Origin of the sequence: Sinorhizobium mexicanum (assembly GCF_013488225.1) — a bacterium.
Taxonomy (GTDB): domain Bacteria; phylum Pseudomonadota; class Alphaproteobacteria; order Rhizobiales; family Rhizobiaceae; genus Sinorhizobium; species Sinorhizobium mexicanum.
The window spans coordinates 1-16,527 of sequence record NZ_CP041241.1; the positions used below are offsets into that span (position 1 = coordinate 1).

General features: G+C 61.8%; 13 protein-coding genes. 5 read left to right on the top strand and 8 right to left on the bottom strand.

Annotated elements, in window-relative coordinates; genetic code table 11:
- Nucleotides 1–902: 902 nt before the first annotated feature.
- Nucleotides 903–1,739 carry a glycosyl transferase gene (locus FKV68_RS24195; protein WP_180943081.1) on the bottom strand — a complete coding sequence of 279 codons (837 nt, stop codon included), beginning with the start codon at nt 1,737–1,739 and terminating at the stop codon, nt 903–905.
- Nucleotides 1,740–2,377: 638 nt separating this feature from the next.
- On the opposite strand from FKV68_RS24195, the gene FKV68_RS24200 reads away from it, so the two are divergent.
- Complete coding sequence (locus tag FKV68_RS24200; RefSeq protein ID WP_180943082.1) at nt 2,378–3,523, top strand: RHE_PE00001 family protein; 1,146 nt, start codon at nt 2,378–2,380, stop codon at nt 3,521–3,523.
- A gap of 113 nt (nt 3,524–3,636) precedes the next feature.
- Here the strand turns inward: FKV68_RS24200 and FKV68_RS24205 are convergent, their stop codons facing one another.
- From FKV68_RS24205 to FKV68_RS24225, 5 genes are all read right to left on the bottom strand, one after another.
- Entirely contained in the window at nt 3,637–4,137 is a 501-nt protein-coding gene (locus FKV68_RS24205) for a hypothetical protein (RefSeq protein WP_180943083.1), read from the bottom strand.
- A gap of 145 nt (nt 4,138–4,282) precedes the next feature.
- The gene (locus FKV68_RS24210) at nt 4,283–5,788 is read right to left on the bottom strand and encodes a tripartite tricarboxylate transporter permease (protein ID WP_180943084.1); all 1,506 of its coding nucleotides are present in this window, start codon (nt 5,786–5,788) and stop codon (nt 4,283–4,285) included.
- A gap of 9 nt (nt 5,789–5,797) precedes the next feature.
- Nucleotides 5,798–6,259: a tripartite tricarboxylate transporter TctB family protein gene (locus FKV68_RS24215; protein ID WP_180943085.1), complete on the bottom strand. Its 462-nt coding sequence runs from the start codon at nt 6,257–6,259 to the stop codon at nt 5,798–5,800.
- Nucleotides 6,260–6,648: 389 nt separating this feature from the next.
- Nucleotides 6,649–7,626, bottom strand: coding sequence for a tripartite tricarboxylate transporter substrate binding protein BugD (locus tag FKV68_RS24220; protein ID WP_180943086.1), 978 nt, complete (start codon nt 7,624–7,626; stop codon nt 6,649–6,651).
- 203 nt (nt 7,627–7,829) lie between these two features.
- Nucleotides 7,830–8,618, bottom strand: coding sequence for a pseudouridine synthase (locus tag FKV68_RS24225; protein ID WP_425347602.1), 789 nt, complete (start codon nt 8,616–8,618; stop codon nt 7,830–7,832).
- Nucleotides 8,619–9,143: 525 nt separating this feature from the next.
- Between FKV68_RS24225 and FKV68_RS24230 the strand changes: the two genes are divergently transcribed.
- The 4 genes from FKV68_RS24230 to cax all read left to right on the top strand — a co-directional run bounded on the left by FKV68_RS24230 (nt 9,144) and on the right by cax (nt 14,482).
- Nucleotides 9,144–10,529: a DUF3300 domain-containing protein gene (locus FKV68_RS24230; protein WP_180943088.1), complete on the top strand. Its 1,386-nt coding sequence runs from the start codon at nt 9,144–9,146 to the stop codon at nt 10,527–10,529.
- A 17-nt stretch (nt 10,530–10,546) separates the two neighbouring features.
- On the top strand, nt 10,547–11,515 hold the full coding sequence (locus FKV68_RS24235; RefSeq protein WP_180943089.1) for a DUF2950 domain-containing protein: 969 nt from the start codon (nt 10,547–10,549) through the stop codon (nt 11,513–11,515).
- 320 nt (nt 11,516–11,835) lie between these two features.
- A complete protein-coding gene (locus tag FKV68_RS24240) occupies nt 11,836–13,095 on the top strand; it encodes an alpha/beta hydrolase (protein ID WP_245181391.1) in 1,260 nt (419 codons plus the stop codon).
- Between the two features lie 235 nt (nt 13,096–13,330).
- The gene (gene cax, locus FKV68_RS24245; protein WP_246452738.1) at nt 13,331–14,482 is read left to right on the top strand and encodes a calcium/proton exchanger; all 1,152 of its coding nucleotides are present in this window, start codon (nt 13,331–13,333) and stop codon (nt 14,480–14,482) included.
- A gap of 29 nt (nt 14,483–14,511) precedes the next feature.
- Here cax and FKV68_RS24250 read toward each other — a convergent pair whose 3' ends face one another.
- Together FKV68_RS24250 and FKV68_RS24255 are read right to left on the bottom strand one after the other, a co-directional pair.
- Nucleotides 14,512–14,955 (bottom strand): potassium channel family protein, encoded by a 444-nt coding sequence (locus FKV68_RS24250; protein WP_246452740.1) that lies wholly within the window; start codon nt 14,953–14,955, stop codon nt 14,512–14,514.
- Nucleotides 14,956–15,515: 560 nt separating this feature from the next.
- Nucleotides 15,516–16,520, bottom strand: coding sequence for a GlxA family transcriptional regulator (locus FKV68_RS24255; RefSeq protein WP_245181359.1), 1,005 nt, complete (start codon nt 16,518–16,520; stop codon nt 15,516–15,518).
- Nucleotides 16,521–16,527 lie beyond the last annotated feature (7 nt).

Sequence of the window (16,527 nt, forward strand, 5' to 3'; positions counted from 1 at the left end):
TGCATAGCCCCAAAAGTGTGCAGCGGTTTTAGGACGACTACAGGCATGAGAATAAAGACCGCGCGCGCGCCGCATGGGGCCGTTTGAACGCAACGCTCTAGGACCAGGCCGTCGGGACGGAGCGACCTTCTCGTCGGCCGCACCAGGGCAGGGGGCAAGTCGCACTGCCCCGCGGCTGCATCGAGTCGAACCATTGCGTTGAGGAGCAAAATATCCGAAACTCTGTGTCGAAGCGGATTCGCCTGGATCTGTATTTTACGGTGTCTGGTGGAGCTTTCTTAACAATTCTGCGGCTATCGTAACGCATTGGCAAAAAAGACTTTAATTGCGCCTTGCGGAAGCTATCTTGCCCGTAATTTCCGACACCTCGGACGACCGGAAACAGCCACGTTCCGCATTATCGACCACCGAACGGGGCCGACGTCAGCAACCTCTCACGAAACCGGGAAATCGTCTAAGTTGACAGCTGTCAACGGCCGTGGCGACACCGCCGTTCAATCCGCTTAACCGGAAAAATTGACGGACAGGCGCCAGATCAGGGGTCCCCTTGCGCCTATCGGATTTCCTCGTTTCGGCAGCTGTGCTTCTACAGCGTCGCGCGTCTTATCGGACGGGCAAAGGACGCGACGACATTTCGAATGCTGTGTGGTTCTTATTCTTGAGTGGTCTCCGATTTGAGGAGACAGGCAGCGGAGCAATTCGAGGAGGTGTGTAACGGCTTACAGCGCCGTGCGTCCTTCAGGACGCACAAAGGACGTTGTAAGTCTTTGAATCTACGCATCGTGCTTTCCGAAAATCGATTCCGATTTTCGGGCCGATGCGCTAGCGCCTGGCATTGCTTCAGAGAATTGGAGCGCTTCACTGTTCAACGAAAAACGTTCCAAAGTCTCCGGTGAAGCCGCTCACTCGTGCCAATGTTCCGCCACCCATGGCGTTGGGCGGATGTAGTGACGCAGATAGCGGAACGCGCTTTTCTCCCGTCGGTCTGGCGCAAACAGGCCGCGGATATGCCCGAGCGGTGTCGTCGGCCGGCTCTTGTAGCCGAACTGCCCGTCGATCGCATGCTGCGGCAGCAGGCTGCGGGGGAAGAGCACCACGCGGCCATCGGCAGGCAGCCGTGGCGCCAGGAAATAGTTGAGCGGAAAGGGCCAGCGGCAATCCTGCCGGAAATGCAGGACCCAGCGCCGCGGAAAGAGTTTGACGCCGCCCGGCGCATTGCGGGTGACGAAGCGTTGCTCGAAACTGTATTCATCCGCGACGCCTTGGGGATCGGCGCGGAACTTCTCCTGCAAGGGTACGAGCTTGCCGACCGGAAAACGGAACAGCGACGTCTGTCCGAGCCGTTCAAACGGCGTCGTCTGATTTCGGGCGAGCACCACGTCATCCGGCCCGCCAAATTCGAAGAACGAATCGAGCGATCCGACGATCACCAGATCGAGATCGAGGAACAATACCGGTCCCGTGAGATTGCCGAGCTTTGGACCCCAGAGCCGTGCTTTCGGCCAGATGCCTTTGGTGTTGGTGGGCATCGCCACATCGAGCGGCGGCAGATCTTCGCAGAGGATTTCTGGCCGCAGGCCGCTGCGGTTATCGGTGAAACAGGTGAAGGTGAATGGCGGCGTGATGTTGCGCGCCACCATGGCGTAAAGCCGGTTGATGAAGGGCGGACCGTACTTCGTGCCCCAGTTGATGCATATCACCTGCTTGACGCCGCCACTTGCCGCCAGAACGCTTGCCATGGGCTCTCCACTCTTGCCAGCTGCCGAGAGGTCTTTCCACAGCAGCCGATTGTCCATCGGTCTTGAGGCGGTGGCGCAGAACTTCGGCAGTCGGGGATTTGCTTTCGACTTTCCATCCTGCTGGTGCGTTCTCACGCATTCAGTAAGGCACGGTCACGAAAATGCCGATTGACGCTCGCCTGTGTGACATCGGCACCGCCTCGAACAAGAACTGCAGCACCGTCGCAGGCTATCCATCATTCCTCACTCTCCGGCCCGTGTTCTTTCCGGGGAACGCAGCCGGCACTTTCGATCGTGGCCGACTTCATATCGATGTCAGTTGACAGCTGTCAACGGCGCCGCGGTGACATGAGCGCCTCGCCCCTTATGGTATGGCGTTGGGTGAGCGTTTGCTGATCCCAACGACCGGCCGAAGGAATGACGCTTGCGCTTGGTGCACCTGTTGACAGCTGTCAACTGCGGTTCGAGTGCGTTGAGATCGGGGCTGTGGTGCGATGTGCGCCGCCGAAAGCTAGGCGGCCGTATTCTCCTGAGACTGCGCCGATCCGCATATTAGCAGGGGAGAAAGGCCGGCGAGGCTGTGACGGAAAGAAATCGCGTGTTACCTTCCGTTTCGTCGACAACGCTTCGTCTTTAAAATGAGATACGAGACCCCGGATCCGCTCCATCCAACGCTGCTGCCGGCCCTGATAGCGGCGGAAGACAGCCTTGCGCGTCTCGACGAGCGGGCCGGCCGGCACCCGGTTTCGGAAGGGTTTCGCGAGCGCGGGCAGTTCTTCGATGCCGCCGCCGCTCTCTGGGTCGCCGGCGAATTGGTGCATGTCGAGGATCTGGTCCTGCATGATGCGCACATGGACGCGCGCGCACCCTCCCATGAGCTGACCATCGCCCATGCGGTGTTGCGTGCCCGCCGCCGGGTGGATCTTGTCGAACCGGACTGGGCGCTGACGAGCGCCGGACTGAACGTGCTGAGAGGCGAGGGCGAGGCGATCGCCGAGCACAACCATCGCCAGGAGCTATCGACTCGTCGAAATACCGCCTTTGCGGAGAATGACGAGGAAACGGACGAAAATCCGCTCGCCGCTGAATTTGCCGAACTCGATGCGGCGATAGCTCGCTCCGAACGCTTGCTGGACGTTCACGCGAGCGGCATCGCCGAGATGGAATCGCTATCGCCAGCCGCAAAAACGAGTTCGGAACCCATGGGCCAACTCGGACTGCTGTTCGAGGAGGACTGGGACGAAGAGCAGCGGCTCGATGCCTGGCGCGCCGTTCTGGCGACGGCCGATCAGCTGCCGGCTTCTCTTGGAGCGGCAATCCTCTACGACGCCTGGGAACGCATCGAGCCGCTCAGGCGGCAGCACTGGTTAGGCTCGCTGCTCGTCGGGGTTTACCTGCGTTTTCGCGGAAAGGTGTCCTCGCACGTGCTGGCGTTCAACACCGGCCTGAAGACGATCCGCCACGAACGCCGCCGGTCGAAGGACAGGCTGACGCGGCTCGTTGCCTTCCTCGAGGCGATGACGGTAACGGCCGATCTCGGCATGAAGGAGCTCGACCGGCTTTCCCTGGCAAAGACGCAGATGGAAATGCGGATCAAAGATCGGCGTTCGAGCAGCAATCTGCCGGGGTTGATCGATCTCGTTCTGTCGCGACCGATCGTCTCGACGGCGCTGATCGCCCGCCAAGTCGGCGTCACGCCGCGCAGCGCGCTCAACCTGGTCCGCGAACTCGGCGTGCGCGAGATGACGGGCAGGGGACGCTATCGCGGCTGGGGCGTGCTTTAGAGCAACTCCAGGAAAAGTGTGTAACGGTTTTCCGCCGGGAAATTGCGTAGTTTCAAAGAGTTAGAGCCTTTCACTGTTTCAATGAAACAATGAAATGATCCAGCGCAACGACGCTATTGCCGCTGCAGCTTGATGTCGCTGGTAACGACCTTATCCCCGGAGCTCGGGTCGACATCGGTCGTCACCAGTCTCATGCCGTTCTGTCCGACCTTTTGCACGGTCAGGTTTGCGCTGCGGTCGCCGTTTACCAGCCTCGGCCAGCGGATCGTGAGGTTGATCGCATTGCCCCGCCGGCTTCCGGTCAAGCCAGCCCGCCTTCCGCTCGGCCCGACATAGGTGCCGCTGTAGCTTGCCCCATTAAACTTCAAGTCGGCGCCGACGGCGCGCGACACGACAATGAGACCGCGGCAGGTTCCCTTCATCGACAGGGCCTGACCGCTGGCTTCAGAATTGAAGACGCAGGACACGTTCATCGGCGACCGGTTGATCCGGACCTTCACCATGCCGCTGCCGGTCCAGTTTCCCTCGAGTGATCCGAGGAATGCCGTTTCGTCGGCCTGTGCTGCCCCAACCGCAAAAAACAGGCTGCCCGCGGCAAGCAGACGCTGCATCATCTTCGTGGAACCTCCCTCTCCGAGGATCGGAATCGGCGAAGCCGGGGTGCTCGCCGATTGCTCGTTGAACGCCCCAGCCCGCATGAGGTTCCTTTCTCACGCCGCTGTCAACCGAGAAGCGGCTGGCGGCGCCAATTGGCGCCGCTCAATCCTCCTCGACGAAGACCTCCTCGCGCTTGGCCTTGACGGCCGGCAGGAAGACGACGACGAGCACGATCGCGGCGATCAGCAAGAGCACCGCGCTGATCGGCCGGGTGACGAACGTCGTCGGGTCGCCGCGCGACAGGATCATCGCGCGCCTCAGGTTCTCCTCGAGCAGCGGCCCGAGCACGAAGCCGAGGAGGAGCGGTGCCGGTTCGCAGCGCAGCTTCAGAAGCAGGTAACCGACGAGACCGAAGAAGGCGACGGCGTAAAGGTCGTAGACGTTGGAATTGACGCTGTAGACCCCGATCGAGCAGAAGGCCATGATGATTGGAAAGAGGATGAAATAGGGGATCTTCAGGAGCTTCACCCAGAGCCCGATCAGCGGCAGGTTCAAGACCACCAGCATCAGATTGCCGATCCACATCGAGGCGATGATGCCCCAGAAGAGCGCCGGCTGTTCCACCGCCACATTCGGGCCGGGCACGATGCCCTGGATGATCATAGCGCCGATCATCAACGCCATCACCGGGTTGGCCGGAATGCCGAGCGTCAGCAGCGGAATGAAGGACGTCTGCGCCCCGGCATTGTTGGCGCTTTCCGGCCCCGCGACACCGGCGATGGCGCCGCGGCCGAACTCCTCCGGCCGGTCCGAGATGCGCTTTTCCACCGTGTAGGAGGCAAAGGCGGCAAGGATCGCGCCGCCGCCCGGCAGGATGCCGAGGGCCGAGCCGATCACGGTACCGCGCACCACCGGCGCGAACATCCGCTTGAAATCATCGCGCGTCGGCATCAGGTCGGTGACCTTCGCCATCAGCACTTCGCGGGTCTTCTCGTTTTCGAGATTGCGCAGGATTTCGGCGATGCCGAAGACGCCGACGGCGAGCGCCACGAAATTGAGGCCGTCGGCATATTCGCGGATGCCGAGGGTGAAGCGCGGCGTACCGGTATAGATGTCGGTGCCGACGAGGCCGAGCAGAAGACCAAGCGCTACCATCGCCAGCGCCTTGACGATCGAGCCGTGCGCCAGCGCGACGGAGGAGACGAGACCGACGATCATCAGCGAGAAGTATTCGGCCGCGCCGAACTCCAGGGCGATTTCGGTGAGCGGCGGCGCGAAGATTGCGACGAGAAAGGTCGAGACGGTTCCGGCAAAGAACGAGCCGAGTGCGGCGATCGCGAGCGCCGCGCCGGCGCGGCCGTTGCGCGCCATCTGGTAGCCATCGATGGCGGTGACCGCGGAGGAGGATTCGCCCGGCATGTTGATCAGGATCGCCGTGGTCGAACCGCCGTATTGCGCGCCGTAATAGATACCGGCGAGCATGATGAGCGAAGAGACCGGCTCCAGCTGGAACGTGATCGGCAGCAGCATGGCGATCGTAGCCGTCGCGCCGATCCCCGGCAGAACGCCGATCAGCGTGCCGAGCATAACGCCGATCAGGCAGAAGAGAAGATTGGCCGGCGAGGCGGCGGTGGTAAAGCCGAGGGCGAGATTGCTGAAAAGTTCCATGGCCGCCTCCTAGAACCGGACCCAGGGGCCGAAGCGTTCAAAGGGCAGGTTGAGGCCGTAGCTGAACACCGCAACGGAAAAGACCGTGAGCACCAGGGAGATGGCGAGCGCCCAATGCGACTTCATGCGGTGGGAGGCAAAACAGGCGATGAGCGCCGTCAAGAAGATCGCCGGCGCGAAACCCAGCCCTCGTACCGTCAGCCCGAAAAAGATCGGCGCCGGCAGGATGAAGAGCATGCCGCGCACAGCGATTGCACCCATCGGTTCGCCTTGCACGCGAGCCGACTGCACCAGGATGACGACGCCGAGCAACGTCAACACACAGGAGAGCAGCAGCGGGAAGTAGCCGGGGCCCATGCGGAAGGCGGTGCCGAGGTCGAGGCCGAGCGACTGCCAGGCGAAGAACAGCCCGACAGCCGTCAGGATACCGCCACAAAGGGCATTGGTCGTGTCGAAGGAGATGGATTTCATCGTGTCCCCATTTTGTTCGGGAGCCGCTGAGCCGCGCTCCCTTCATTGCATGCTTCCTTAAATCCTAGCTTATTTAAGGATAAAAACAGGCAGCAATTCAAAGTGCTGCAGCGTCCTTTTGCGCGTCGCGAAAGACGCGCGTTGCTGTAAACGAATGTGCTCGCGTCTTGTCATGCGGGCAAGGGGTGCCGGACCTTCGTCGAGTTGACAGCTGTCAACGTCCCGTCGCGGCGCTGACGCGGAATGAGGAGGGAATGAACGGCACCTCGCCCCACATTCTCGAACCGGTCGCGCCTTCCGTCCGAAGGCTCCCCGTACCGAACGGAGACGGGTCGCCGCCGCCCCCTGTCTTGCGACAGGCGTTGGCGGCGGCGAGTTCTGTCACGCCATCAATCGGCGAACTGGCCGGCGGCCTCGATCACCGGTTTCCAGCGGGCGATCTCGCTTTCGAGCTTGGCCTTCAGTGCCGCTGGTGTCGCGTCCTCCTGGCTCGACGGTTCGGTGCCGAGTTCGGCGAAGCGTGCGACGACGTTCTCGTCCTTGAGCGCCAGCTGCAGCGACTTCGACAGGCGCTCGGTCACCTCGGCAGGCGTGCCCTTCGGCGCGTAGATCCCGTGCCAGATGCCGACCTGGAATCCGGGAAGACCGGCTTCTTCCGCCGTCGGCAGATCGGGGAAGATCTTGAGACGGGCGGGCGAGGTGACGGCATAGGCCTTGATCGTGCCGCCCTGGATCTGCTTCGTCGTGTTCGTCGTCTGGTCGCACATGATATCGACCTGGCCGCCGAGCAGGTCGGTCATAGCCGGGCCGGTGCCCTTGTACGGCACGGTCGTGAGCTGCGTGTCGATCGCGCTCATGAACATCATGCCGCAAAGATGCGAAGCGGCGCCGATGCCGGCATTGGCGACCGTCACCGTATCCTTGTTGGCCTTGACGTAGTCGATCAGCCCCTTGAGATCGGTCGGTTCGAAGTCCTTGCGGGCGACGATCGTCATCGGTACCTCGGTGACGAGGCCGACATATTCGAAGGCGTTCAGCGTGTCGTAGGCGAGCTTGCGATAGAGCGTGGCGCTGGTCGCCATGCCGATATGGTGGAGCAGCACCGTATAGCCATCCGGATCGGCCTGGGCGACACGGCCAGCACCGAGCGTGCCGCCGGCGCCGCCGACATTCTCGACGATGATCTGCTGACCGAGATCCTTCGACATGGATTCGGCGATCAGGCGGGCGACCGTGTCGGTCGGGCCGCCGGCCGAGAAGGGCACAACCATCGTGATCGAGCGCTCGGGATAATTTTGGGCGCTGGCCGAGGCGGCAAACAGGGAAACGGCGGCGACAGCGCCCAGAAGCGCTTGCAGAATTTTCATCTTTTCCTCCCGATGAAATTATGGACCAGCCGGCATGGTTCCTCCCGTACCGGTACTGGATCGCCTATTTGCAGACGGGATTTTAGCACAGACAACCGCCGCCAGTGGTCACATTGCCGATTTTCGTGCCCGATGCGCGCGACATGGGTGGATTTGGAAACAAAGTCGCCGGGCGATGGGTGGAAATCCACCCATCGTATTGCTCACGATTCGAGACCTGTGCGCTGGCGGAGATATCGGATTTCGGCTTCGGTGAGCGCGCGGACTGCGCCTTTTGCCAGGTCGCCGAGCTTTATCTCGCCGATCGAGACGCGCACGAGCCGCAGGCACTCGAAGCCGAGCACGTCCAGCATGCGGCGGATCTGCCGGTTTCGTCCCTCCTGCAATTCGACCTCGATCCAGCTGTTGCGGTCGCCGCTTCGGAGCCGCTGCACGCTCGTGGCCACCAGCCGTTCACCGTCTTCGACGACTCCATCCATCATTCTCGCGATCGCGTCGTCGTTGAGGATGCCGTTCACCTGGACATGGTAGACCTTGCCGAGATGCGTCTCCGGGTCGAGCAGGCGCTGCGCCAGTATCGTGTCGTTGGTGAAAAGCAGCAGGCCCTCGCTCGCCTTGTCGAGCCTGCCGACCGGCGAGAGGAACCGCGCCTCGGCATCTCCGAGGCAGGAATAGACTGTCGGCCGGCCCTCGGGGTCTTCGCGCGTGGTGACAAGCCCGCGCGGCTTATTCAGCATCAGATAGATCTTTGCTTCCGCTGCGACGGTCACACCGTCAACGGCGATCCTGTCGGCCTCGATGTCGACCCAGCGTGAAAGATCGGTCGTCGTTTGACCGCCGACGCTGACGCGGCCATCGGTGATCAGCTTCTCGGCCTGCGTGCGGGAGCAGTAGCCGAGTTTGGAAAGCGCGCGCGCGAGCGTTACGCGCTTGCCGGCCTCGGCTTTCGTTTCGCCGCCTTGTCTCTTCGGTGAGGGGCGTCCCTGCTTCACCACTTCCAGTCTCCGAGAGTGTTGGACCATGATCCATCTGGCACAGTCGGCGCTGCTCCGCCAGGGTTGAAACCCATTGATTGTTGTAGCTTTGACACGAACATCAAGAGTGCTAGTCTCGCTTGCGACTTGTAGACAGGGGTTCGTCCCGCTTTTGATTGCAATCAACGACGTAAAGAAGTGATTGGCGTAACATCCGCCAAGAGAAAAGCGGAAGAGAGTACGATGAGTCGCGGAGGGAAAATTTTACTCGCGGCCATTTGTTCTGGGGCGGTCGCACTTGCTTCCATCTCTTCGGCAGACAACTAACCGGGCGACTGTTCCGGGCATCGATATAAGCCACCGTGAACCAATGGGCAGCGCGAGCCCATCAGCAAATACCTCATCAAAGCCGGCGGCGCTGTACTAACGCCGGATCCGGGAAAGTTGACCAGAGACAATCGCCGCGTCGAGCCCTGCGCAGTAGCTCGATCACGAGGCGGTTTGGATGAAGCAGATGCCCTTGCAGCCCTTTGGAGGAAGAATATGGCTTGGGAGCGGATCTTTGTGCTCTGCCGCGTGGCGGCGACCGCGCTAACTCTGTTTGCGCCATGCGGCGTCACGCTGGCGCAGGAGACGGCGACGGCCCCGCCCGCGCCCCAACAAGTCGCGCCTGAACCGCTGACGGATGACGAGCTCGAGGTTCTGGTTGCCCGTATAGCGCTCTATCCGGATGAACTGGTGGCGCTGATTTCCGCGGCAGCGCTCTATCCGCTGCAGATTGTCGAGGCCGAGCGCTTTCTCGAGGCGCGCGCGAAAAAACCCGACCTGAAACCGAAGGAAGGCTGGGACGGCAGCGTTGTCTCGCTGCTGAACTATCCGCAAGTCGTCAAGATGATGAGCGAAGACCTCGAATGGACGCAGTCATTCGGCGAGGCGATCGCAAACCAGCAGAAGGATGTCCTGATCGCCATCCAGCAACTGCGCGATGAGGCGGTCGCCAAGGACATCATCAAGACCGACGACAAGGTGAAGGTGGTCGAGGAGGGCGACAATATCGTCATCCAGTCGGCAAACCCGGAAACGATCTACGTACCGCAGTATCCGCCGGAGATGCTTTACGTACCGGATTACGCACCGGCGCCGATCAGCTATTATGAAGATCCCTATCCTGCCTATTGGTATCCCGGTGCGGCCTTCTTCGCCGGAGCCGTCACCGGTGCGGCCTTCGCCGCCATCATCGACTGGGACGATTGGGGCGTCTGGGGCGGCGACTGGGACGGCGACATCGATGTCGACTGCAACAAGTGCTTCAACAACATCGACTTCGACGGCAAGGTCAACTGGAACGACATCGACTGGAAGAACGTCGACCGCAGCAAGATCAATTTCGACCGCGACCAGCTTCAGAAGTTCGACCGGACGAGCATCAAGAACAACATCAAGGCCAACGGCAACAACAACCTGCGCAACCGTGCCGCCGAGATCAATCGCGACCGGCCGCAGGCGCGCCCGGGTGGCGGTGGCGGCCAGCTCAAGGACGTGCGCAAGAGCACGCTCGAAGGGCTCAAGGCCCAGCCGAGACGGGAGACCGCGGCTCGGCCCGGCGGCGGGCAGGCGGTGGCGAAAGCCAGAGCCGACGGCGCGAAACCCAGCGTCAACCGACCGAAGGGCGGCAGCAAGCCCTCCGTCAACCGGCCGGCCGGGAAGAAGAAGATGGCTTCCAAGGCGCAGAACCGGCCGAACAGGCCGTCGGGCCTCGGCAATGTCAATTCGGGCCGGCGCGAGGTGGCCTCGTCGCGGCGTGGCGGCCACAGCATGGGCGGCGGTCAGCGCGGCGGCGGGCGGCCGCAGATGAGCCGCGGCGGCGGCAGACCACCGATGCACCGTGGCGGCGGGGGCCGCGGCGGTGGTGGACGTGGCAGGCGCTAAGCGGAGGGAGAACGGCCATGACCAAGCTTTTGCACACACTTTTCCTTGGCTCGGCGGTCTCGCTGGCGAGCATCCTTAGCATCGACGCCGCTTGCGCGCAGGCCAATCAGCCAGACCAGGCGCAGCAGCAAGCGCCGGGTCTCGACGACTACGCCGCAGACGAAGACCCGCCGGTGTTCGACGATCCGCTGAAGGCGGTGGAAGCGTTCAAATCGGCGCTCGCCGCCAATGATTTCGATGGCCTGGCGAAGCTTTTGGGCCTCGATGCGGCAAAGCTCAGGACGGGCGAAGGGGTCATGGACACCTTCGCGCTCATTCGTGAGGGGGCGGCCCGCAACGTCGTCGTGCGCGACCTCGATGAGCGAAAGATCCTCCAGATCGGCGATCGCCTCTGGCCGCTGCCATTCCCGATCACCAAGGGCGAGGACGGCAAATGGGCGTTCGACACCTATGTCGGGCTTGAGGAGATCGTCAACCGCCGCGTCGGCGAGAACGAGCTCGAGGCAATCGATACGGCGCGCGCCTATGTCGATGCGCAGAAGGACTATGCCGCACAGGACCGCGATGCGGACGGCGTGCTCGAATATGCCCAGAAGCTGATCAGCAGCCCGGGCCAGACCGACGGGCTCTACTGGCCGGCCGATCAAGGCGACGGCGACAGCCCGGTCGGCGACGCCATCAGCCAGGCGGCGCTCGAAAAGGCGAAGGCCGGCGAGGGCTATTTCGGCTACCGCTTCCGCATCCTGACCTCGCAAGGGGACAATATCGCCGGCGGCAAATACGACTATGTCATCAACGACAACATGATCGCCGGCTTCGGGCTGATCGCCTGGCCGGTCACCTATGCCGAGACCGGCGTCAAGACCTTCCTCGTCAACCAGCAGGGCATCGTCTACGAACGCGACCTCGGCCCGAGCACCGAGGCCATCGTGCCGTTCATCGACCGCTTCGACCCGGATGACAAATGGACCGTGGTGGCGGATTGACTTCCCGCCGACCGCGCATGTCGAACCTGCACAGACTGCCTGCCGCCGCAACGGCAGGCACTTGCGCCAGGCCCCCCAACAGCCCAAACCAGGTCGACCGAACTGGCCCCCAGCGCCAATACAATCGCGCGCAGGGCGACGCTCTCGCGTCCAGCGAGGGTCGGGGAGAACTCTTGAAGTCTCCGAAAGGTCGGTTTCCGCTTTCTAAAGAAGCTGAAGTGCGGATATACGGTTAGGTGTCATCAATTTTTTGCGTGGCCGCAGTCAAGTGGCGTGGGGACTGGTAGTGGTGTCAGAGGGGAATACCGATGCCTGAAGTGATGGATCTCCGCGCGCGCGGCGACAGCCTTGGGAAAGCTGGACGAAGGGCCGCGGGAGCGTTGGTGGCGCTTGCCGTGTTGGTCGGATGCGGAGGTCATCCAAAAGGCGTGATGACGCCGGTGGCGCTGACGGCGCCGACCCAGACATCGCAGGTCGATATGCTCGTCGCGACGACGCGCCAGCCTTCCGGGAATCCTGCGACCCTCTTTTCCGGCGAACGAAACGCGGCGCTTTCCTTGACGGACGTCGCGGTGTCGATCCCGCCGGATTCGCAACGCAAGCCTGGTACCGTGCAGTGGCCCCGCCGCTTGCCGCCAAATCCGGAAACCGATTTTGCCGTGACGCGCGTGCACGAACTTGCATCGCGCGACGAGGCGCGTGCCTGGTTCCGAAAGCATAGCGTCGATGGAAACATCCTCCTGTTCGTGCACGGTTTCAACAACACTTACGAGGATTCCGTCTTCCGGCTGGCGCAGATCGTCCATGATTCCGGCGCCGACGCGACGCCGATGCTCTTCACCTGGCCGTCTCGCGCCCGTGTGTTCGACTACAACTATGACAAGGAGAGCACCAACTATTCGAGAACTGCGCTCGAAGATGCACTGCGCTCACTGGCGAACGCGCCCGATGTCAATGAGGTGACGATTCTCGCCCATTCGATGGGCACATGGCTGACGATGGAGTCGCTGCGGCAGATGGGCATTCGCGACGGCGGCATCGCGCCCAAGATCAAGAACGTGATCCTCGCATCGCCGGACATCGACCTCGATGTCTTCGCGAAGCAATTCGTGGAATTGGGCGACAAGCGGCCGAAATTCACGATCTTCGTGTCGCAGGATGACCGGGCGCTTGCCGTATCGAGCTTCATATCGGGCGACGTCTCGCGGCTCGGCGCGATCGATCCCACGGCCGAACCCTATCGCACGCAGCTTGAAAGGGCGGGCATCACCGCGATCGACCTCACCAAGGTCCAATCCGAGGATAGCCTGCACCATGGCAAGTTCGCCGAAAGCCCGCAAATCGTGCAACTGATCGGCCAGCGCATCGTCAACGGCCAGACCCTGACGGATTCCGAGGTCACCTTGGGCGACAGCATCACCGCCGTTGTTGCCGGTACCGCCAAGAATGTCGGCACGGTCGCGGCCGCGACCATCAGCGCGCCGGTGAAGGTGCTCGAGCAGCCGACGCTGCCGCGCAAAAAGCGAGCGCATCTGGACGAAACGCTCGAAAGCGGTGCGCATGCAGGAGCTACCAACTAGCGCTGTTCTACAGCGACGCCTATCAGAAGCGCAAAAGGACGCTGTAGCGCTTTGAATCGCTGCATGGGACGCGACGGTTTTGCGTTCGGAATTGCGTTTCAAAGAGTAAAAGCGCTTCACTATTCAACGAAACGGTGAGGCGCGTCCTAGACGCCATTCCGTGATTAGGAGCGCTGAATTCTGGCACCCGGTGGGGAGGAGCGACGGCGGCGGACGCTCCGCGAGGGAGGACGATGTGACGAGCAATTTGAAGGACAGAAGCTCCGGGGCTCTGCCACGCCCTGCAGTCGGCACGGCGGTCCTGGCGGAATTTCGGCGGACGCCTCTCCTGGCGCTCATTGTATTTGTGCCTGTCGTCATCCTCCTGGAGCAGACGGTGCCGGAGGCGCACACGTGGCTGTTTCTCCTGTCGGTGGCAGCGATCGTACCGCTCGCCGCGCTGTTGAGCCGCGCGACCGAAGCCGTGGCGGCGAGGACCGGCGATACGATCGGAGGTCTGCTTAACGCCACCCTTGGCAACCTGACCGAGCTCGTCATTTCGTTCGCGGCACTGCAGGCGGGCCAATACCTGTTGGTCAAGGCTTCGCTTGCGGGCGCGATCGTCACCAACACGCTCTTCATGCTGGGCGGCGCGTTCCTGCTCGGCGGCTTCAAGCATCACCTGCAGGAATTCAACCGGGTGAGTGCACGTTTCCAGGCTTGCCTGTTGTTCCTGGCGACGATCGCCATTCTGGTTCCCTCTGTCATCAGCGAAGTGGATCGGGCTCCAGCAGCCGCCTTCTCCCAGAAGCTGAGCCTGGGACTGGCGATACTTCTGATCGCCGTTTACGGCCTCGGCATGCTGTTTTCGCTGAGGACACACCGGGAGCTCTTCGCCGCCGTCGGCCACGCCGACGAGGATGAGAAACCATGGCCTCTTTCGGTAAGCATCGTCGTTCTGATTGTCGTTACGCTGCTGGTCGCTCTCGTGAGCGAGATTTTCGTCGGTTCGGTGCAGATTGCCGCCGAGCATCTCGGGATGACGCCCGCGTTCGTCGGCTTCATCATCGTCGCCTTGGTTGGTGGCGCCGCCGAGATGACGACAGCATTCTCGGCGGCGCGTGCCAATCGCCTCGATCTCAGCGTTGGCATTGCGCTCGGCAGCGCCGCGCAGATCGCGCTTTTTGTCGCCCCGGTTCTGGTGCTCGTCAGCTATTTTGTCGGTCCCGAACCGATGTCCCTGCAGTTCTGGCCGGGCGCGGTCGCGATGATGCTGGTCGCGACGATGGCCGCCACGCTGCTTTCCAACGGCGGACGCGCGGCTTGGTACATGGGCGTCATGGCGCTGGCGACCTATGCCATATTCGGGATGACGCTGTTTCTCCTGCCGCCGGCAACGCCATTGTGATGATGGCAGAGCCGGAGGTCCGCGCGGATCTAGTCTCGGTGCCGGTCCAGTCCCGGCTCGGCGCGGAAATAGAGGCGCTGGATCACTGCCATCATCAGCGCAGTCGCCCAGCCAAAGATGATCCAGCCGTTGACCGCCTCAAACGTGGCAACGTGGCGCCAGTCCTTGCTAAGGACGATGTCGCCGTATCCAACCGTGGTGAAGGTCACGGTTGAGAAGTAGAAAGATTCTTCGAAAGTCGGCAAGGCTTTCGCGAGATAATAGAAAGCCGCCCACAGGCAGACATCAATTATAATCGGAAATATCAAGTATATTACCCAAGTGACCGTCACCACGGTCGGGTGGCGCTGCGCGAAATATTTTCGGTTCTCCTCCAGCCGGCGCAAAGCACTCAGTCCGGCGGACATGAATAGAGCCTGGATGGCGACCGTGATCGCGATCAGGCCGCAGGCGATAGAAAGCCGAAGTATCACTATGCCTCCTTGGGTAGGATCGACGGACGGCGGCGCGCATTCATGGGCTGCGTTACCACAGCCGCCCGATTTAGGGGCGCAATCTAGCAAAGGCCGCCCTGCCGGTGAACATGGTCGCCCGCAAATAGTGCGTCCCTGCGCGTGCGGTGGTGAACGAGAGCCAAGGGCGCTTCGAATTCGACTTTAGTATGACTTATTAGTCATCGCTTATTTTTGATTGCCTTGTCCGAGCAATTGTGTAATCTCCTAATTGCGCGGGCACATCTTCAAGCATTTCCTTTGTAGTTCCCCTGCCTGAAAATGCCATGAAGAAATATTGCGGTGCCGGTGCTTTATTGCGTCGCCTCCATGATCTCCGTTGAACTGAAGAGGCTCCGAACTATTGTCGGGGCCTCTTCAGTTTTTATTATTAACATGCGGAATGATTAGGTGATTAGTTAAATAAAATTGTAACTTATCCATTCCTTGCGATGGAGAATGGCGCCACGACCTTGCTGTGACTGGCGAGGACAAATCACGGTCTTTATGACGGCAGGGCGCAAGGATCGCCTCGACAGACATCACGCCGTCGCGTGGCGGGTCCCGCCGACCACGGAAAAGCGCAGGCGATATTCCTTGGGCGAGACGCCGAGGATCTTGCGGAAGATCTTTCGGTAGGCGTTGGTATCGTCGTACCCGCTCTGCCAAGCGACCTGCTCGATCGAGAGATAGGAGCGCTCCAAGAGCTCGCGCGACTTCGCGATCCTGAGCCTTTGGCAATATTCCGTCGGATTGAGGCCCGTTGCCTTCTGGAAGCGCCGGAGAAATGTACGTTCTCCAAGGCCGGCGCGCTCGGCCATCATCTGCAGCGTCACGCCTTTGGTGCTGGTGCCGTGCAGCCAGTGCTGGATCTTCAGGATGACCGGATCGCCGTGGTCGAGCCTGGGAGCAAAGACACTGTAATAGCTCTGTTCGCGCGCGCCCGGGTCGACCAGCATGAAGCGCGCGGTTGCAAGCATCACGGCGGTGCCGAGCAGCCGATCGACCAGCTTCAGGCCGAGATTGATCCAGGCCATCATGCCGCCGGCGGTAATGATGTCGCCCTCGTCGATGACCAGCTTGTCCGTATCGATACGCACGTCGCGGTAGCGGTTGGCGATCAGCTCCTGATGTGACCAGTGCGTGGTAACCGTGCGGCCGGAGGCGAGACCGGATTCGGCGAGCAGATAGGCGCCGCCGCAGACCGAGCAGATCGTCGTGCCGCCGGCGTGCTGCTCGCGGATCCAGGCCGGCAGGTCGCCCATGCGCTTGCCGACCGGCAAGTCCGCGAGCGTCGGCGGCAGTATGAGCGCCCCCAGTCCGCTCGACGGTCCCGGGTGGGTATCGACCGTTTTCCGGACCGTACCATCCTCCATCAGTTGCCAATGGCTGACACGGATCTGGGGTGCAGCGGCTCCGCCCTGTTCGAGGCTCTGCATGCCGGCAACCTGAAACATGTCCGTCAGGCCGTAGATCGCCGACATCAGCGCACCGGGATAGACAACGATGCCGATCTCGGCCGGGCCGGTTAATGCTGCCTTTGTCAATTCTGCC